Origin of the sequence: Paenibacillus xylanexedens (assembly GCF_017874615.1) — a bacterium.
GTDB lineage: Bacteria > Bacillota > Bacilli > Paenibacillales > Paenibacillaceae > Paenibacillus > Paenibacillus xylanexedens.
This window is the reverse complement of sequence record NZ_JAGIKV010000003.1, coordinates 106,519-126,703: the sequence shown is the minus strand read 5'-3', so window position 1 is coordinate 126,703 and position 20,185 is coordinate 106,519. Positions and strand designations below refer to the sequence as shown.

Annotated in this window: 17 protein-coding genes and 1 pseudogene; 8 read left to right on the top strand and 10 right to left on the bottom strand. The window is 46.7% G+C overall.

The annotated features are described in order from the left end of the window. Window positions 1-130 precede the first annotated feature (130 nt). The 9 genes and pseudogenes from J2Z28_RS05060 to J2Z28_RS05020 all read right to left on the bottom strand — a co-directional run bounded on the left by J2Z28_RS05060 (window position 131) and on the right by J2Z28_RS05020 (window position 9,232). A complete protein-coding gene (locus tag J2Z28_RS05060; protein WP_017688911.1) occupies window positions 131-1,597 on the bottom strand; it encodes an AraC family transcriptional regulator in 1,467 nt (488 codons plus the stop codon). A 355-nt stretch (window positions 1,598-1,952) separates the two neighbouring features. Continuing rightward, entirely contained in the window at window positions 1,953-2,951 is a 999-nt protein-coding gene (locus J2Z28_RS05055; RefSeq protein ID WP_017688912.1) for an ABC transporter substrate-binding protein, read from the bottom strand. Window positions 2,952-3,129: 178 nt separating this feature from the next. Next, the gene (locus J2Z28_RS05050) at window positions 3,130-3,504 is read right to left on the bottom strand and encodes a hypothetical protein (RefSeq protein ID WP_211081452.1); all 375 of its coding nucleotides are present in this window, start codon (window positions 3,502-3,504) and stop codon (window positions 3,130-3,132) included. Window positions 3,505-3,526: 22 nt separating this feature from the next. Further along, window positions 3,527-4,000, bottom strand: a pseudogene (locus tag J2Z28_RS05045) (3'-5' exonuclease); the annotation flags it as partial. A gap of 245 nt (window positions 4,001-4,245) precedes the next feature. After that, window positions 4,246-4,824 carry a histidine phosphatase family protein gene (locus tag J2Z28_RS05040; protein WP_244988125.1) on the bottom strand — a complete coding sequence of 193 codons (579 nt, stop codon included), beginning with the start codon at window positions 4,822-4,824 and terminating at the stop codon, window positions 4,246-4,248. Next, the gene (locus J2Z28_RS05035) at window positions 4,821-7,043 is read right to left on the bottom strand and encodes a class I SAM-dependent methyltransferase (protein ID WP_211081450.1); all 2,223 of its coding nucleotides are present in this window, start codon (window positions 7,041-7,043) and stop codon (window positions 4,821-4,823) included. The genes J2Z28_RS05040 and J2Z28_RS05035 overlap by 4 nt, the downstream gene beginning before the upstream one ends. 244 nt (window positions 7,044-7,287) lie before the next feature. Further along, window positions 7,288-7,878, bottom strand: coding sequence for a GNAT family N-acetyltransferase (locus tag J2Z28_RS05030; protein ID WP_211081449.1), 591 nt, complete (start codon window positions 7,876-7,878; stop codon window positions 7,288-7,290). A gap of 8 nt (window positions 7,879-7,886) precedes the next feature. Next, complete coding sequence (locus J2Z28_RS05025; protein WP_211081448.1) at window positions 7,887-8,333, bottom strand: RidA family protein; 447 nt, start codon at window positions 8,331-8,333, stop codon at window positions 7,887-7,889. Next, complete coding sequence (locus J2Z28_RS05020) at window positions 8,330-9,232, bottom strand: AraC family transcriptional regulator (protein WP_211081447.1); 903 nt, start codon at window positions 9,230-9,232, stop codon at window positions 8,330-8,332. Before J2Z28_RS05020 ends, J2Z28_RS05025 begins: the two co-directional genes overlap by 4 nt. 127 nt (window positions 9,233-9,359) lie before the next feature. On the opposite strand from J2Z28_RS05020, the gene J2Z28_RS05015 reads away from it, so the two are divergent. The 7 genes from J2Z28_RS05015 (at window position 9,360) to J2Z28_RS04985 (ending at window position 19,042) form a co-directional block, all read left to right on the top strand. Further along, window positions 9,360-10,649: a Gfo/Idh/MocA family oxidoreductase gene (locus J2Z28_RS05015; protein WP_211081446.1), complete on the top strand. Its 1,290-nt coding sequence runs from the start codon at window positions 9,360-9,362 to the stop codon at window positions 10,647-10,649. Between the two features lie 115 nt (window positions 10,650-10,764). Next, window positions 10,765-12,582 carry a sensor histidine kinase gene (locus J2Z28_RS05010; protein ID WP_211081445.1) on the top strand — a complete coding sequence of 606 codons (1,818 nt, stop codon included), beginning with the start codon at window positions 10,765-10,767 and terminating at the stop codon, window positions 12,580-12,582. Further along, complete coding sequence (locus J2Z28_RS05005; protein ID WP_211081444.1) at window positions 12,557-14,113, top strand: response regulator; 1,557 nt, start codon at window positions 12,557-12,559, stop codon at window positions 14,111-14,113. The genes J2Z28_RS05010 and J2Z28_RS05005 overlap by 26 nt, the downstream gene beginning before the upstream one ends. Before the next feature lie 116 nt (window positions 14,114-14,229). Next, the gene (locus J2Z28_RS05000; RefSeq protein ID WP_211081596.1) at window positions 14,230-15,144 is read left to right on the top strand and encodes a carbohydrate ABC transporter permease; all 915 of its coding nucleotides are present in this window, start codon (window positions 14,230-14,232) and stop codon (window positions 15,142-15,144) included. Window positions 15,145-15,149: 5 nt separating this feature from the next. Then, window positions 15,150-15,989, top strand: coding sequence for a carbohydrate ABC transporter permease (locus J2Z28_RS04995; RefSeq protein ID WP_169482835.1), 840 nt, complete (start codon window positions 15,150-15,152; stop codon window positions 15,987-15,989). A 38-nt stretch (window positions 15,990-16,027) separates the two neighbouring features. Continuing rightward, window positions 16,028-17,356 carry an ABC transporter substrate-binding protein gene (locus tag J2Z28_RS04990; protein WP_211081443.1) on the top strand — a complete coding sequence of 443 codons (1,329 nt, stop codon included), beginning with the start codon at window positions 16,028-16,030 and terminating at the stop codon, window positions 17,354-17,356. Between the two features lie 30 nt (window positions 17,357-17,386). After that, window positions 17,387-19,042 (top strand): MGH1-like glycoside hydrolase domain-containing protein, encoded by a 1,656-nt coding sequence (locus tag J2Z28_RS04985; RefSeq protein WP_211081442.1) that lies wholly within the window; start codon window positions 17,387-17,389, stop codon window positions 19,040-19,042. A gap of 73 nt (window positions 19,043-19,115) precedes the next feature. On the opposite strand, the gene J2Z28_RS04980 is transcribed toward J2Z28_RS04985, so the two are convergent. Further along, entirely contained in the window at window positions 19,116-19,460 is a 345-nt protein-coding gene (locus tag J2Z28_RS04980; RefSeq protein WP_211081441.1) for a hypothetical protein, read from the bottom strand. Between the two features lie 123 nt (window positions 19,461-19,583). Here J2Z28_RS04980 and J2Z28_RS04975 point away from each other — a divergent pair, with 123 nt between their 5' ends. After that, window positions 19,584-20,006, top strand: coding sequence for a hypothetical protein (locus J2Z28_RS04975; protein WP_211081440.1), 423 nt, complete (start codon window positions 19,584-19,586; stop codon window positions 20,004-20,006). The last annotated feature ends 179 nt before the right edge of the window (window positions 20,007-20,185 follow it).

The window sequence follows — 20,185 nt, the reverse complement described above, 5'->3', positions numbered from 1 at the left end:
GATTAACGAAAAGGATAATACCAGTAGATTCATAGAGTGCCTGTGAATTACATCACAAAATTTTGATAGCTTTGAAAGTCATATGGTTTTCTTGATTTTTTTCGAAAAACATCTCACAGACCATTCATTATCAAGCCATAAACCGCAATATATCCTCAATCTTCTTCCCATGAGAGATCACACCGTAGTTCATCCAACTCATGAAATCCACCTCATACACATTACCGTTCTTCACCGCAGGCAGACATTTCCATTCATCCCTATCGAGCAGTTCGCGCTCAACTCCAGGTTTGGTCGAATTTCCAGTGTCAAATGTAATCAATAAGTGATCCGCATGAAGCTGACTTAACTGGTCCAATCCAATGAAAATCCTCCGCTCGTGTCTTGTCCATTGCTGCACACGGGAGTGCGGAGTCAGTCCAAGATCCTGATAAATTACAGGTCCGACATAGCCCTGCTGATCCCCATAGAGAGTAATATCAGACGCGGATATACGCAAAAATGCCACCGTCTGACCACGCATATAACGTGATAACCGACTCTTAGCTTCCATTGCCTTGTCCTCATACGCACCAATTACATCTTGAACCCGATTCACCTTTCCCAATACATCGGCGGTCGATCTCAAAATGGAGCGCCAATCTTCTCCCAGATGTTCCACGTAAAACGTAGGTGCTACCTGCTCGAAGCGGTCCAGATTCCATCGATCATATCCCTTGTCCAGCATGATAAAATCAGGTACATTGCCCAGATTAAACTGTGCATCCATCTGGCTCACATCAAATTCAGGTACATCATCCAATCCCAAATAATGCTGTCTCCCCCAAGAATGATGCGAGCATTGCAGTACGGGTTTTACGCCAAGAGCCAACACAAAGTCCTCCAGATACGGAGCAAAGACACGAACCTCTTGACGGTGATGACGGCGGTATAACCCAGGTGAAATACCAGAGTATTGCTTAAATCGGCGACCAAAATAATACTCGCTGCTAAATCCCACATTCTGTGCAATTTCATGGATGCGATCATCCGTCAGCTGCAATAGTTGCTTCGAGCGTTCAAGCCGAACCGCATTTACATATTCAAGCGGGAGCTTGCCCGTAATCCTTTTGAATTGCCGAGTGTAGCTAGCTCTGGTAAGACCAATATCTGCCGCGAGCTCATCCACGGTTATCGTCTGATCGTAGTGGTCGCCAATATAACGAATTGAACTTTGAAGACGGGCACGGTCATCAGGTACTTCTGTTTCGGGGGCACTCTGGCGAAGCAAGGCACGGAACCACTCCTGGAAACGAAGCTGTACCTCCCATTGCTCCAGCCAATCGCCAGTGACCTGTTGACGCAGTATTTGTTCCAAGGCTTCCAGACAAGAACTCCACGGACTGTAGCTGAGTTGCATAAGCGGTAATAATGTCGGAGAATCTGGACTTTGGGAAAGTCCCTGCTGCTCCTCCGTGTTTCTTCTAAACAAAGCGTTTGAAGTCTCTTCTTTCAACTCAGCCACCATAAGATCAAGCTTATAATACTGCAATTCACTTTCTGTCCAAGGAGAGCCTTCTATCTTAATAGATGTTCCCGATGGAACAAACATAATCATTCCTTTTTCCAGATGAGATTCCCGATCTGAGCAAACTATTGAACCTTTCCCAGACGTTACAACGAATATAGCGTGTGAAGACGACATTCTGTATAACAAACGTTTATCGATATGAGATTGATGGTGATCTACGTATTCCATATGCAGAAGCGTGCATAGCCAGGGCTTGGGAATGAGTTGTATTATCGTGTAGCACATGTTCATCGTCCTAACTGAGAATTATTATCATTTAAAATAGTGTATACGAAAAAAGAAAGCTCTTCAACCCTGGCTGAAGAACTTTCTTATGGGATCATGCTCGAATCAATTTCATGACTCACTAAAAATGGATTAAGGTCTTATGAAATTGATTCACTTATGGAGTCATTTTTTCCAACAGATCATCAATTTTCATGGAATTTGCTGTAATCGCACCTGATTGCCAATGTGCTCTTTCCATGATATACACCTGATTGTTCTTAACCGCTGGAAGCGACTGCCACAACTTGCTGTCAAGTACCTTCAAAGCTTCCTTGTTCTCAGGGGATGACCATTCTCCATTGGAAGGGAAAATAATAAGATGATCCGCATCAAGTTGCGGGATGGCCTCCTCAGACAAGATTTCCTGATATTCTTCCATCTTGCTAACCAGAGGATGAGGTGTTAGACCAAGCTCCGAATAAATAAATCCGGTAAATCGATTCTTCACACCGAACAACGCCAGTGTATCATCGTTAACATTCAACCGGACAACTGCGACGGTCTCGTCTCCAACCGCTTCCTGCAACTTCGCCTTAGCATCTGCAACCTTAGCTCCGAATGCCGTAGCAACTTCTTCACCCTTTTCCGGTTTACCCACAACATCGGCAATGGTTTTCAAAATTTGATTCGAATCCTGCAATACGCTCTCAGGCAAGCGATACGTCGGTGCCACCTTGGAATACATCTCATATTTCTCCATATCCACTCCACCATCTACAATGATGAGATCCGGATCATATGCCAACAAAGCTTCAATGCTCCCTGTGGTGTCAAATTGCGGAACATCCAGTCCTAAATAATCCTGTACACCCCACAAAGGATGATACCACTGCACTACAGGTGTAATATCGAGCGCCTTCAGATAATCCTCCACATATATTCCAGCAATCCGCTGTGGTTGAACCGGAATCGTCACATCTCCAAATTCATCCTGTACAACCCGTGTAGCAGGCTCTGTCTCGGTTTCAGTAGTATTTTCTCCAGAAGCTGCACTTTCAGTTGCAGGAGTCTGTTCCGCATTCGTAGCGGTATTTGTACTACATCCTGAAATAACCAGACCCATGAGCAATAATGTGATCGCCCACCCTTTGAAACCTTTAACTAAACCTACCATGTTACCCTTCACCCCTATGTGATCTGTTGATGTAACCGTGAGAACATTTCACATATAATGATTATCATTCTCACCGATTGCTTAGGTGAATTGTACCTTATGCCTCAGCCGACCCACAATGTACATTTGATGCTGTTTTTTTATACAAACGAAAACACCCCTGTTGGTCCTCCCCCGCTTATCGCAGGGGCAACCTGCCTTGACGATAACTTTCCAGCAGCTGATCCACAAAGGAATCGTTCGCCGTACCTTGTAACAATGCAGCACCAATTAAACCTATATCATCACTCACATACCCCGCTAACTCAGGTTCGCCGGTGAGAGCTAAAGTCTGTTTAAACGCCTGTTCCCTGCATGCGCGCAGCACCTCTTCTTTAGCCACAGCGGTAGCTTGAGCCCATCGTTCAAAAGCTTGCATCCACTCGTCAGCAAATGCAGAGGCATCCCTTTCATCCAGGTAAACTTCCACATCTAACCCTTCGAATGTCTGCTGGTTCAGAATCCGTCCCTCGTTAAGATCCGACAGAAGCTTCTCCATATCCGTTTTGCTCATTGATCTCCCCTCCAGTTCCTCATCATGTCAGATACATCTCAGGTATAACAAAACGCTTCATCATTCGATTAGGATCGGCTGTAAAATGATCCAATTGAAGTCCCTCATATTCGCTAAGGATACTTTCAAAGATACGAGCAATCACACCACAATCTGCCAAAGCATTGTGTCTGTGAATTCCATCTGTATTCAGATCGTAATACCGAATCAGAAAATCTGTAGAGACGACCTCGTTAATCTCAGGATGAATGTAGGTAAACATCGCTTTTGTATCGAGCACCGGGTTGGTCAATATCGGAAGCCCATACTCATCACAATGCCGCTTCAAAATGGGTAGGTCATATTCATATCCAGCTTGTGTTACAAGCACATTATCCCCAATAAATTTCTTGAATTCCTGAAATGCTTCTTCGAACGACGGAGGCTCCAACATTTCCTCATTTGAAATTCCTGTTAATTTCGCCACAGGTTCTGGTATAGGTTTGTTTGCACGTGCAAGTGATGAAAATGTTTACATATTTGTCCTCTTTGGTAATGCATCGCACCAAATTGAGTTACACTCTCCACCACAGGATTAATGCCTGTACCTTCGAGATCAAATATGCAGTACATTCTATCCTGTAATGGAGATACGCTTAGATTTTCAATAAAGTATGTATCAGGCAAAAGCGTAATTTTCATCCGCCAACTCGCTCCTCCCCACTATCATTCTGGCAAATGCATTTCTCATATATAACTCTGTCACTCCCACAATCGGGTGACCTGGACCAACTTGCGCGTTCCATCAAACTGCAATTTAAAAATATCCGGCATCGTAGTACTCTCCCAAAAGTCATACCCGTAGGAAGAATCATAGTGTTGTAAAATAAGTGTCATTACATCTCCATGGGTTCCGATGACTACCTTGTGACCCACATGTTTATCCAAAATTTTCTCGATGACCGCTACTGCTCTTAGGCGAGCCTGTTCACCAGACTCCCCACCAGGAAACGCATACGTAGGATCACGGTACAACCGCTGCTTGGCATCACGAAAATTAGCATGCTTCACATCTGAACTCGACAACTGGCGTTCCCGCAAATCTTCCTCTGTCACCACAATTCCACCTGACCGATCTGCCAGAATCTGAATCGTATCCACCGCTCGCCTGTAGGGGCTAGAATAAAACAGTTGAATCTGCTCCCCATGGAGCAGACTGGCAACCGTTCCCGCATCTTGATGACCTTGCTCTGTCAGTCCACGCTCGCGTTCCTGTCCTTCAACATATCGAGACTCCGCATGTCTGACAAAATACAAAAACGTACTGGCCTCACTCATCATCCATCCGCCAACCCTTTTTTCTTCTCAATGACAATCAGGCAGGTACTGTCTGGCAAAGGCGCAGGCTCACCATTTTCCTTCATGAAGATCATTCGTTCTCCAAGTGCTTCCGTGTACCCCTCCTGGAGAAAATGTCGGAACGTAATAATCTCGGCTTGTTCACCCAGCGCTTCTCGAATACAGTTCTCATAGGCTGTCGGCGTGAATATACCGAACTGTTCCTGAATTTCATGCACGTATGCCTCTTCGCCCCACGTATAGGTGTAGAGAAACTCCATTGCATCGTTGATCGGCAATACGGCCTCATTGTCTGAGACCCGCTCATATTGAATTGCACGTCCCTGAAAATCCTCTGCATACCGCTCCAGCCAGCGCATCCCATCCGGTTCCAGGAAACGAATCCGGCGCTTCTGCGCCTCCGGCTCACTCATGATCCCATCCCGAATCAGAATTCTTCCTCCAGGTGACAGCACACGGAATGAACTTCTCAGCGCTGCTACAACCGTATCGGAATTAAATCTTCGACCGTCCAGTTCAATATAGGAATATAATTCATGCAGAATGGATGAAAAAATAACCGTATCCACGGTGCCCGGCTGCACATATTGCTCCAGTTGCAGGGCATCGCCCTTCATCACTTGCCAGCGATGTCCCTCACGCTGTTTTTTGCGTTCCAGCGCTTCAATGACATTGGCTGAGATATCGATACCAATCGGCTCCACTTCCGGTTTTTCCTGCTCAATCAGATCCAGTAGAATCCCTCCACCTGGACCAATATCCAGTACCCGTTTACCAACGATATAGTCGAGCAGTACTTTTTTGTAATCACCGGAGCTGTTCATATCGGACAAATACGTCTCTTCGTTGTGGAAGCGGTCATAGGCATCCCGGCGTAATCCGAACAGGTCAAATAACAGCAGTACAGCCTTCTCGTATAACGGCGACTTTTCTGCTTCAATACAGAATGCAATCAGTTTCTCCGCCGCTGGAGAAAATTCAAAGGTCACGAATAATGTATCCGGCAGATCCGTATGACGTTCAATGCGATGGGTTAGATGGGGATAGACGATCTGCTCCCCTGACATAATCTGTTCCCATGCATACTGTTCCATATATTTTTCAATCATTCGTTTCTTGTAAATATTGAGCTTCTTGACGCCCTTGTAATCGTAATACATCGTATTCATCAATGGTTCGAAGCTGATATGACGAACGATTTCAGATCTACTCTCCATGGATGTGGGATGCATACTTTCGCTGCGAAGCGTCAACAGGAACACTTTTACCATCTCCTGCAACGAAAAATCCTGCATGGCCGACTCCACATACCATAATGTGCGATGAGCCAGCGGAGCCAGCGCCTGTTCTACATCCAGTTCGGTTTGGAGCTTGCCGTAAGCCGTATCCATAGCCTCTCCTTGCCGAATGGATGAACTTCTTAAGCGGGATAACCGTTCCTTCACGCTCCAGTCCTCATGATCCGGTCCAGCGATAATCCAGCCTACAATTCGCTGTACCTCAGCCTGAACCTGATTCCATAACGCTGGATCAACACCTGCAATAATGCACTCATTTAATGCCATCAGTATGGTGTGCAATTCATCTGTAGTAAGCCACCCTTTGACGGTCAAGGCGTGGAGCGAAGCATTCTCGGCAAATGGAATCTCACCCCGTATGTATTGGCCGATAAGTCCATGCGTAGCAATTAGAGTACGTATAATCTCATGCCTTGGAGTGTGTGTATTCAGCGCAGCATGCTCGCTTATATCCGCATTGTTACTTAGAGCACCACTCGGATATCCAGGTTGATTTATACTCGTCTCCTTGGTCTTACCGATGTCGTTATCCAGGTGGTCTGCCCCTGCGTATAGATCATATAACTGAACGGACCCCACATTGTGTACAAACAAGTTAACGCCCTGCTTTTGCCATACCCGCCGCTGCTCCCGTGATCCGGCCTTCGCCGTCTCTGACCAGATTAATACTTCCTCCAGAATTTCTCGCACCCAAAAAGAAACCTGAAGTTTCTCCAGCACATGCAGTGTACGCTCGGTGTAATCCAGCACCGGATTTGTTCCCTCAAGTTCGGCAATGGAATGAATGCGTTCGAGGTTAATATGGGGCTTCTCTGCTGCTGCCAGCAGTTGCAGCCATAGCTGCTGCGCTTCCGGCGTATTACCTGACTTGTATGATTGTATGGCCTTTAATGAATGCAGCATGAATATGTCCCTCTCTTTCTCTACCCTTTTATATAAAATGATTAGATTCATTTATAGAAGTTAAACTATCGTATAACTGGCTCTGTATCTTCCGGCAATGTGCCGCTCATTAATATTACCCAGCTTCGAGCCACATCACCCGCAGTATCTCCCGCCATGCCAGTCATCTATTCGATAACCCAGTATGGGTCACCGGCCTCACTGAGCATAACATTATCGGTGTGAAAATCGCCCTACCCTCCCTTTACTCGAACTCACTGCCTCTTACTTTGGAGAAAACCATAAAATCGACCAGCGTACCTGTACTGTCCCGCCGCATCTTGCGCAGTATACCTTCCAGTGTATAACCCGCTCGTTCGGCAACTTTGGCACTTCGCACATTGCGGGCATCACAGCGGATCTCCAGCCGGTTCGCCTCCAGATGAGTAATGGCAAATTGCTCTATCCCTTTTACCGCTTCCGTCATCAAACCCTCGCCAGCTCGCGATGTTCGAATCCAGTAACCGATCTCAAAACAGCGGGCATTCCAGTCAATGCGATGTAACCCGCTGCTGCCTAAGAATTCATCCGTATGTCTATCACGCAAATGTAAAATCATGTCGGTACGTTCCAGATATTGCAGCCTTGCTTTGCGAACGGTCATTTCAGACTCTTCCAATGAAGGGATTTTCTCGGCAAAAGGTAACCACAACCGCAGCTGCTCCGCACTCTCACGGACGGCTTCATTAACGGCTGCGCCATCCCCCCACTGCGGTGCTCGAATTGTGAGGCGTTCCGTATGGAAGCTCTCGGGTATCGTTAACATGATCGGATTAAATGAAGACGATTCTGTCATGGTTATACCTACTCCTCCACTTGAAAAATAGAATCAATGATCAGCGGCAAATTATCCCTTACGGACACTGCACCGAATACTGAACGAGCGTGTACCCCCTGATCCCCAAATACCTCCAACATCAGATCCGAGAATCCATTCAGCACTTTATGATGCTCCTGATACGAAGCGGACGCATTGATAAAGCCCTGCACTTTAACCACTCTCTTCACCCGATCCAGTGAACCCAGCACGTCTCGAACGACAGCAAGCACCTCCAGTCCAGCATTCCGGGCAAAATCATACCCCTGCTCTGTTGTGAAGTCTGATCCCAGTTTGCCGCGTTCGGAGGTATCCGGTCCTTTCCCGGATACATACATAATTCCATTCACAATAACGGCATTGGCATATTTCGCTGCGGGCGCGCTGGCCTGTGGCAAAATGATCCCCAGTTCATTTAATCTCGCTTCAATCATCGTATATTCTCTCCCTCTTTAATGGTCCTCACGGAACCCAATTCCTTGTATTCCTGCCTATAAACTCTTGGTGATACCTGAACGGTACGTTTGAACATCTTGCCAAAATGAGAGAAGTTACTGAATCCCGCAAGCCAGGCGATGTCTGTAATGGATTCCTCACTTTCTCGCAGCAAACGCTGTGCTTCCTTCACCCGTAACAGATTCAGATAATCACTGAAGGTAAATCCCGTCGTTTGTTTGAACAATCGACTCAGATAATGCGGACTAATGCGAAACATGCCCGCCACCTCCGGTAATGTCAGTGGTTTCTGATAGTTCTCATTCAGGTAACGTACAACTGCCTGTGTCTTGGGATGAAGAACCGGCTCACGATCATCGGAGCTTAACCTGCCCAGATGCTGATTCCGATAGGCATGCAGCAACAATTCAATAGCCCGGTGACGAAGCAACAGGTTGCTTCCCGGTTGGGGACGAAGCATTTCATCCACCATTTCGCTAACCATCCGTTCTAGAACCTCAGTGACTTGAGATGGAAACCTTACAATAGGAATCTCCCAGCAGAAGGGTTCCTTTAAGGCTTCAATTAACTCCGTTGAAATAGACATACCAGCAAAAAGCTCCGGCTTCAAATACAGCACCATCCGCTCATGGTCAGGCATACCACTCTCCAATGTCTTGTGAACCGTGTTGCGGTCAACAAACACCAGATCGCCAGCCTTTACCCGATAAGTCCGGTCCTTGATGAAATAAATACGCTCGCCAGACAACAGATAATACAACTCATAATGATCATGCAGATGGTCATCCGTCATAGAGAAGTATCCAATGCGACGATCATATTCGATGTGCAGTAAATCCGAGGGATCATGAAAATCTGCACGAAAAGGTTCTGTCATGTCGCCCTCTCTCCTTTCCATAAATTATAGCAAAATATGCGGCATTTGAAAGCGGTTACGCATAAAATGCGGCGAAAGAAGTACTCCCTTGTTATAGTCTAGAGCTATATTCAAGGAGGCGATAGACATGAGTAACAAGAAACGTTATGTATTAGTCGGAACCGGCGGTCGCGCCGAATTTTTTTATGGTGCATTAACCCGTGATTACAGGGATACTTCCGAGCTTGTCGGCTTTTGTGATATAAATCAAGTCCGCATGAATTACGCGAATCAACTATTGAAGGAAAAGTACGAGTATCCTGAGGTACCCACTTATCCTGCAGATCAGTTTGATCAGATGATTGAGAACGAGAAGCCTGACTATGTCATCGTAACAAGCGTTGACCGCACCCATCACAAGTACATCATTCGTGCGATGGAACTGGGTTGTGATGTTGTCACCGAAAAACCGATGACCATCGATGAAGAGAAATGTCAGGAGATTCTGGATGCCGTCAAGCGGACTGGCCAGAACGTAAGAGTCACCTTTAACTACCGTTATGCACCGCACCATACTAAGATTCGGGAACTTATTCTGAATGATACCATTGGGAAAGTCACTTCCGTTCACTTCGAATGGCTGCTGAATACCCGCCACGGGGCAGATTATTTCCGCCGTTGGCATCGGGACAAGCGTAATAGCGGCGGACTGCTTGTGCACAAATCCACCCACCACTTTGACTTGGTGAATTTCTGGATTGGCTCGCAACCGGATACCGTGTTTGCATTTGGTGATCTGATGTATTACGGCAGAGAAAATGCAGAAGAACGCGGTGTAACGCAATTCTACAACCGGGCAACCGGCAACCCGATCGCAAAGGATGATCCTTTTGCACTGCATTTGGATTCAGACGCACATATGAAGTCCATGTATCTGGATGCCGAATCGGAAGATGGTTACCAGCGCGATCAGAGCGTATTTGGGGATGGCATCAACATTGAGGATACGATGGGTGTTCTTGTGAAGTATCGGAACAAAGCCATTCTGACCTACTCCCTCGTTGCCTACCAGCCATGGGAAGGTTATCGCATTGCCATTAATGGCACCAAAGGCCGGATTGAAATGAACATTGTGGAGCAATCCTATGTCAATTCATTGGGTGACAAAAGTAAAGAAGGTGCATTAATCGGTAAAACGTTGCGGGTTCTTCCAATGTTTGATGAGCCATATGAGGTTGAAGTGGAAGAAAAAGCAGGTGGACATGGCGGAGGTGACCCGGTTCTGCTGAATGATCTGTTTGGAGAGCCTGTTGAAGATCCGTTCCATCGCGCTGCTAACCACGTGGACGGTGCCAGATCCATTCTGACGGGTATTGCTGCCAATCGCGCCATCGCGACGGGCTTGCCTGTCAATGTCAATAATCTGGTTCGTTTCTAAGTCTCCCAGGTCTGCAATACATTATTAATTTCATCTAAAGGCTGCGCATATCACGCAGTCTTTTTTATATTTTTATAATTAATCTGCACGTCGACTCGGTAGAAGGAGGAAATCTATGTTCTTCTCTTTAAAAAACCGCCTGATTGCCTTTATCGTTGTCCTGTTTGTCCTCGCTTTTGGCACACTCTCCTACCTGCTGTTCAAGGAATCACGCACGGTCATTCGCTCTTACATCGAATCCTCTGCTCTTGAGAAAATGGAGGAATACGGTTCATACGTAGACATGGTGCAGATGCAGATCTATGATGTCGCCTCTCTTGTTTTCAATAGTGATATGGGCAAAAACTGGGATAATGCGATCGGAGATCCGAACCTTTCGGAAGGAGAAAAGATGCTGGCCAACCTTGCGATGAGCCGTTTTCTCACTCAGGCAACCAACAGTTACACCAGTATCTCGGATGTATCCATCTATCGACGGAATGGACTGCGAATTGGCAGCGAGAATCAGGTAACATATGACCCTGCCTTTGTACAAGAATCCTGGTATACGAATTTCTACAGGTTGGGGGAACGCTGGTTACCTGCACACACCGATCAATATGAACGTGTCAGAGATCATGGCAATCCGGTGGTCAGTCTGCTGATGCCCATTGGCACCTTTCATCATGCTACAGCGCAGAATGTCATGAAGGTGAATGTCAGTGAATCTTATTTTCTGGAGCCGCTCCGGCGCATACATCTTGCGGAGAGTAGCACTATTTTTCTACTGGGCGAGCAAGGAAATCCTATTCTGTCACAGCAGGTAGACACGTTGGGTGCTGTAGCTACCGCAGAGATCGATCGTATTCGAAAAAGCCCACTCAAATCCGGTGTGACATACCTTACGAACCAGGAAGGACAGCGAGACATTCTTGTATTCAAGAAACTGGGACGTACCGGCTGGATGTTGGCGGGTCTTGCACCTGAAAAGGAAATGTACCTCTCTTTCCATAAACTCCAAAGCACAATTGTGGTGGTGACGATTGCCCTGATTCTGGTCTCCCTCTTGGCTGCTGCATGGCTATCTCATGGCGTAACCAAACCTTTGACCAGACTGGTTCTGGCGATGAGACAGGTTCAACGAGGTGCTTTTGACCAAGCGGATTCACTTCTGCCTCCAGATAAAAATGTAAAGAGCGAGATCAGTTATGTGATCTTCACCTTCCGTTATATGATCAGCCAGCTACGCCAGCATATCCAGAATGAATTTGAACTGAAACTGCTTCGCCAGCAAGCAGAGTACAAGGCACTTCTCATACAGATTAATCCACATTTTATGTTTAATACTCTGGAGCTGGTAAGCAGTCTTGCCATTCAGCGCCGAACGGATGATACGGTTCAGGTCATTGAGGATCTGGGTAAAATGATACGCTTTTCTATCAACACCAATGACGACCGTGTTTCCCTAACCGAAGAGCTGGATTATGTGCAGCGTTATATCTCCATTTTGCAGACTCGTTTCGGTCATAAACTCGACATTTCGGTAACGTTGGAAGGTACACTGAACTCCGTAGTCATCATCAAGTTTATTCTTCAACCACTTATTGAAAATGCAGTGAAATACAGCTTCCAGCATCAGACCACAGCCCAGGTCCAGATACGGATCAACCGGATGCATGATCGTCTGCATATCAGTGTTTCAGACAATGGACCAGGTATTCCAACAGAAATAATCCACAAGTTGCAACATCCGGTTGCTCCCCCCTCATTGGAATCCATATTGCATAATGAAGGCTGGCATATTGGACTGGGCAATGTCATTGCTCGTTGCCGTCTGCATTACGGTGCCTTGTTCACGGTCCACATGGAGAACGATGAAAACGGAGGCGCATGTATTGAACTGATTCTACCCGTACAGGAGGAATATGATGTACAACGTATTAATCGCAGATGACGAGATCGAAGTTCGCGAAGGATTAAAATTGAAAGTTGATTGGCACAGCATGGGCTTTGTTATAACAGGAGAAGCCTCTAACGGGATAGAAGCGGACGAACTTTTGAAATCTGAACATTTTGACTTACTGATTACCGATATGAACATGCCGGTCATGGATGGCATCCGATTACTGGATGTCTGCCGCAGTTATAACCCTTCCATTCAGATTATCATTATCACGGGTTATGAAGATTTTCAATATGCCAGAGCGGGTGTTCGCAGCCAAGTCATGGATTATTTACTGAAGCCTGTAACCCGGGATGAACTGAAAGCCACATTAGGCAAAATCAAAGCGGATCTGGATGAACAACGTAAAGTTCGAGGCAATTCCGAATTGATGCAATGGCGACTCTCTCAGTATTACCGGGAAATGAAGGAACGTTTCCTTTTTGATCTCGTCAAAGGCAATCGCCTACCGCCTTCCTCCATGCCAGAACGGCTCAGATTGTTCCATCTCGAATCATGGCAGGATCAGAAGGTCTGTTTCATGACCGCCAGTATAAGTCACTCGGACAAGCAAGATATTCGAAAAGATCGATTACCCGAGCAGATGCATCTTCCTTTCGAGATGGTATGTTATGAAATCGCCCAGTCTGATTCAGACAATGTCCAGGTTTTTCATGATTCGGCACACGCAGGGATCATGCATTTCATAGTGCAAGATGGTATGCAGCATGAATTCATCCAACAGCTTACGGAACATACGGCATCCGTTTTTTCCATGGAACTCAAGATTGGGGTGGGGCTTTCTGGTTCCGGACTTGAGCACTGGAAAGAAGGTTATATCCATTCCCTTCTGGCATGGAATTCAGCTGAACGGGCTGGCAGCGGTCCGAATCCTCAGGCAGGAACAGACTATAGTCCAATACTACCTGAAGAAACGACACGCAAGCTGCATCGTTACCTCATTCGAGGGGAACTGGACTCCTTCCGCAGCATCATCCGCAAGGAACTTCACGAGGCATTCCAGCTTTCTCCCTCCCGAATGACACGAAGCATTTTTCAAATTTCACTGTTGATGGATTTTCCTATGACCCCGGAATGGATACTGTGGCTTAAGACGCCAGATCAAGCAGAACGCTTATTAATGCAATGGTTTCAAGACTTCCTGGGTCGACAACTTCCTTCAGAAGATGGGGATGGGACGGTTATAGAGTTAGCCAAGCGATATATTGAGGAGAACTACATGCAGGAGCTAACGTTGACGTTACTCGCTGAACGATTTAACTATTATCCTACCTATTTCTCCGAACTGTTTAAGGAAGGTGCAGGGACCTCTTTTATTCAGTATGTGACGGGTGTTCGGATGAAACACGCCTTGCAACTGCTGAAGGAAACCCAATTAACCGTGTGGGATATTACGGAACTGACCGGCTTCAGTTCGCCAAGTTATTTCAGTTCGAAATTCAAAAGAATGTTCAACATGAGTCCTTCTGATTATCGCTTGCAACATTCCGAAAAAATCGATAGCCATGATCCGAAGAAATAAGATTCAAGCTTCTGCCCTTCCCCGGTATGATGTGGTAACCAAGAGAACGCCGCATGTTGTAAGCGGATTCATAATTGGTGACTATTATTTTTACCCATTCAGAAGGGAGGCACATGATGAAAAAACAGACCAAACCCTTATACGGTCAGCACAATACCACAGCGTACTTGTTTCTTCTGCCCTGGCTGATCGGACTCTTCTGTCTGACACTGGGACCGATGGTTGCGTCCCTATACTTATCCATGACCAAATTCAATCTACTGTCATCACCGACTTGGACTGGACTGAGCAACTATGTTCACATCTTTACCGAGGACGATACCTTTCGCAGGTCCCTTGGGCTGACGTTTTATTATGTTTTTCTATCTGTTCCCCTAAGGCTCGCCTTTGCTTTACTGGTGGCGATGGCGCTGAACAAAGGTATTCGAGCCCTTGGCATCTATCGGACTGTATATTACATCCCTTCCCTCTTGGGCGGCAGCGTCGCGATTGCAATCGTCTGGCGGCAACTTTTTGAGGGGAACGGACTGGTTAACCAGTTTTTAAGCTGGTTTGGTATCTCAGGTCCATCCTGGATTGCGCATCCGGATTATGTGGTCTATACCATCATCACGCTATCCGTGTGGCAATTCGGGTCTGCCATGGTCATCTTTCTTGCGGGCCTGAAACAGATCCCGGCAGACTTATATGAAGCTTCCGATGTCGATGGAGCGGGAAAGATACGTCAATTTTTCGGAATCACCCTGCCCATGCTCTCCCCCGTTATCTTTTTTAACCTGATCATGAGCATGATCAATTCATTCCAGGCGTTTACACCAGCTTACGTGATAGGAGATGGCCGCGGGGGTCCACTCGACGCAACAATGTTCTATACCTTGTATCTGTATCTGAAAGGTTTTTCGTTCTTTGATATGGGTTATGCTTCGGCTCTGGCTTGGATCATGTTGGTCATTATCGGGGTATTCACCGCAATCGTCTTTGTTACATCCCGATTTTGGGTATTCTACGGGGACAATCAGGAGGGGGGGTAATGCATATGCCAATCAAACGACAACTGGTTCAGGCCGGGAGGCATGCCGCCATTATACTCCTCGGTCTGCTGATGTTATATCCAGTACTATGGTTAATTCTCAGTTCGTTTAAACCAAACCATCTCATTTTCACCAGCGGCAGTCTTTTCCCAACCAGCTTCACGCTGGAGCACTATATTAATGGTTGGAAAGGTCTGCAGGGCATCTCCTTCGGCCGTTTCTTCGGCAACTCCGTGCTGATCTCAGTCATGAGTGTGCTTGGCAATGTGATCTCCTGCTCCCTTGCAGCCTTCGCCTTCTCCAGATTGAAGTTTAGATTCAAAGGCCTGTGGTTCAGCATGATGTTGGTCACAATTATGTTGCCTTACCATGTTACTCTGGTGCCCCAGTACATTCTCTATAATGAGCTTCAATGGATTAATACGTATTTCCCGCTGATTCTGCCTAAGTGGCTCGCGCAGGATTCCTTCTTCATCTTGCTCATGGTTCAATTCATACGCGGTATACCGCGAGAGCTGGACGAGAGTGCAACCATTGACGGTTGCGGGCAATCACAGATCTTTTTCCGAATCGTAGTGCCACTGCTCGTTCCAGCACTAATTACAACAGCGATCTTTACCTTCCTGTGGAGCTGGGATGATTTTTTCAGTCAGATGATCTATCTGAGCAAAATTGATCTGTTCACCGTGCAGCTGGGCATTCGTTCTCTCTTTGATCCATCAGGACAATCCGATTGGGGTGCATTACTTGCCATGTCCACCCTGTCACTGCTTCCTGTGACCATCATCTTTTTATTGTTTCAGCGATATTTCCTTGAGGGCATTGCAACAACAGGTCTGAAGTAACAACACGTTTCTCATATCAATAGACAGGGGGATTTACCATGTTCAAACGTTTCATGATTGGTATGATTACTTCACTTTTGTTACTCGTAACAGCTTGCTCTGGAACAGACCATACAGGGGCTAATGATAATGCAGGCAGTGGTAATGATAATGGAACTACCGAGGGCGGACAGGTCGAACTTCGCATCATGTGGTGGGGTGACCAGAAACGGGCAGATATTACGAATGAAGCCCTGAAGATCTTTCAGGCAAAACATCCGGATATTAAAATTGTAGGTGAATTTGCACCCTCCTCCGGATATTTCGACAAGCTGAATACCCAGCTGGCATCAGGCACAGCACCAGATATCTTTTTCCTTGGCGGAAATGTCGTGGACTATGCCAAAAAAGATGTCCTGCTCAATCTGGACCCGTATGTTGGCAACGAACTGAATTTGGACGGTATGGATGAAACTATGATCGAATACGGACGTCTCGACGGGAAGCTGCAACATATTTCTGCCGGTGCGAACGCACGAGGAATTGTTGTTAACAAGTCACTCTTTGAGAAAGCCGACGTGCCTTTGCCAGCTTCCGATTGGGACTGGGCGGACTATGCCGCCATCAGCAAAGAGTTGTCCGACAAGCTCGGAGACGGCTTCTATGGAACGTACAATTTTACCGTCGACGGGATGGATATTTATCTAAAACAGAGGGGTAAACAACTGTATGACATGAAAAATGGCACACTTGGATTCGCCAAAGAAGACATTCTGGAATGGTTCCAGTATTGGGAAAAGACTTCGGCATCCGGGGGTGTAGTTACACCGGAATTGCAGGTATCCAACCCGCATGATGACACCAGTAAGTCCCTGTTGATCACAGGCAAAGCAGCCATGACCCTCCTGCCATCCAACCAGCTGGCTGCGTTCCAGAGCTTGACGGAAGACCCACTAGTACTTCTCCCTGTACCACGAGGTCCTAAGGGAACGGGAGTTGTATTTGAGTCGAGTCAGGGATTATCAGGTTATGCCAATACCAAACATCCGAAGGAAGTGGCAACGTTAATGGATTTCTGGATTCATGATCCGGAAGCAGCCAAAATCCTTGGTAATGACCGCGGCGTGCCCGTTACGGAAGCCAATCGAAATCTTCTTCAGGAAGGTGCAGGCCCTGTGGAGGAGATTGTCTATAACTATACAAATCTTGTCTCTGAAGCAACGAAGACTGAACCTTTTGACGTGAGTTACAACCCTCCTGGATTTGCAGAGTTCTACAAGTTAGCTCAGACGACAAATCAGGAGATCGGATTTGGACGAAAAAGTGTGGAGCAAGCTGTCTCCGACTTCTATAACGGGACCGTTCGTATCTTTGAATCGAATCAATAACCAGAAACCAGACACTGTGAGGAGGAACATATGACAGAAGAGATATTAAATCGGCTGCGCAACATTTCGATTATGGATCAAGTTCAGCCAGTTAAACCGGAAGATCAGCAGTTATTACAGGAATGGCATGCGTCGGGTATCCGGTTTGCGGCATCGGGCGGACAACTGGAAGCTACGTATTATGCAGCCGCGGAGAAATTGCTTGCTTGTATCCTGCCCATGGGAGACAGCAATCCTATTTTACAAGAAGGTGGCATCTATCTGGGTTGTTGGTTAGAGAGTACAGGTACCATCAATGCGGAGCTGCTGTCTCGCCTGCTTCCATCTGTGTCCGAAACAACGTACCTCGCATTTGCCAAGCAGCAAAGAGATGATGGATTGCTCCCGTATAAACTCACGGCAAACGGGCCCTCTTTCCGGCAAATCCAGTTGGTAACTCCTCTGGCACGCAGTGTATGGAACCACTATCAGCTTCATAGCAATCATGGCAAGCACTCGTCTTTCCTGAACACCATGTATAAGGCTATGGTTCGTTACGATGAGTGGATTGCACGCAACCGTAATACCCGAAGTACCGGCTGTGTAGAGGCCTTCAGTACGTTTGACACCGGACATGACTTATCCCCGCGTTTCTGGCATATTCCGGATACACCTTATATGAATGATGCTTCTGCCTATCACCCGGATTCTCCGATTCTGCCTTTTCTGGCACCAGATCTGACTGCCAATATCTATTGTCAGCGCTTGTATCTGTCGCGCATGGCTGAGGAGCTGGGGGAATCAGGTACGGATTGGAAAGCAAAAGCCGAGTCCAGCCTGGAAAGTCTCTTCCGTTATTGTTACGACGAACAGGATATGTTCTTCTATGATCGGGACCGCAATGACGAAACGGTCAGAGTCCAATCCGATGTGCTGCTTCGCGTGATGGCCTGCGAGGTGGGCGACCGTGAATTGTTCGATAACCTACTGCGTCGGTACCTGTTGAATACAAGCAAGTTTTTCGCTAAATACCCGTTTACATCGATTTCAATGGATGATCCCAGATTTGATCCCTTTTCCTCCTATAACAGCTGGGGAGGGGCATCCAATTTCCTGAGTTTGATCCGGGCACCACACGCATTCGAGTATCATCATCGATATGTGGAGCTAACCTGGGTAATGCAGCCAATCTTGTCCGCTCTATCCAAAGATAAGCGATTTGGTCAGGTACTAAGCCCGTGGACCGGAGAACAAGGTTTTACCGAGACGTACTCCCCCTCCATCCTCTGTCTCCTCGATTATGTGGAGCGATTATGCGGAATTATGCCTGTTGGATCGAATCAGCTCTGGTTTACCGGACTGCTCCCCATCGACATGGATCATGGTGAGATCGTATCTGGCAACACGGCTTATAGCCGAAAAGTCAACGGAGTAGGATATGAATTGGTCAACACGCCTGATCGCATGACGGTATATCTGGAAGGCAAGGTTCATCTGGACGGCCCGTCAGGGATTCGACTGGTGACGGATCATAGTGGACATCTGGAGGCAGTCATCGGAATGACCGTCCGCACCGTCGAGGGAGAACTTTTCTATCAAGGAGAGCGCATTCCGATTCGGGTTAAAGGCAATGAAATGCAACGTTACGCTGATGGAAATTTAAAAACTGAACGCGATATTGGCATCATCCATCCTACGTATCGTTAATTGTTTGTATGCAAAAAGCGCAAGTTGCGGAGGCTCACTGCACCTGCACTTGCGCTTTTTAATTTCTTTATTTCTACACCTTCCGGTTCCACGCCGGGTGACGATAAAATTCAATCGTATCAATATAATTCACCTTGAACTGCTGTTCCACATCCGACAAGTTCAACAGTTTGCGGTCGATTTGCTTTATACCCATGACCACATCATGGCGAAGCAGGTCCATCGCAATTTTGCCTACAAACCCGCCTTCCATCTCCTTATGCTTGGTACGAAAGTCTTCATTGTAGATCAGTTCAGGCGTGAATGCCGCTTCGACGAATGCATTAACGAGCGTAAGCTCATTGCCCTCGATCTGCACTGCTAGATAATAATTGCCACGCTCATCCTTAATGAGGTCTTTATACATCTCTACGATCATGTGAATCACTCCTCTATTATAAAAGAAACCCCGTTAGCCTTAACGAACATGGGCTATCAAACGTACACCTTCCGCCCCCGCTCCTTCATATACTAGGTACAAATGGCGAACGGAGGAATACTTATGAGCTGGCAGCATCTCCATACTGGAAAAACACTTCAGCAGCGTCTGGCAGAACTCCAGGGGCACCTTGCAGAACTGAATACTCCACTCTCCGGGTTGGAACCGGGACGTATTCGTCGTGTCTATCCAAGGCAGTTTATCAAAGTAAACCGACAGTTATTCATTCCACTTAGTCTGAATTCCATTCGGGTATTCGATATTCCTCGAACACGGCGAGGCGTCAGAGTGGGAATCCGCACGACGTTCCCTTCCAAGAATGCATTTAACAATATCAGACTTGTGGGCGTGGGACTGGATTATCTTGAACTCCAGGGAAAAGGCAGAGTCCCTTCCCGTATTTTATTTCCTCTCTCCAGCGTCGAGTCGATCTATCGGCCAACCGCCGGAAGAAAAAATCTGAAACGACCTTGTAGGTGGAAGTAAAGCTGGTTCTTTTCGCAAGCCATACAATGGTTCCCAAATGTCTGCATACGGGTGCTCCCTTCCAATATATAATTATAACCCATGCACCCACTCATCTGCTGAAGAATCATTTTATGTCAAAAAGCGGTGAGAACAGAACTGCTTCTGTATCTCACCGCTCAGCCAGTTACGGATCAAGC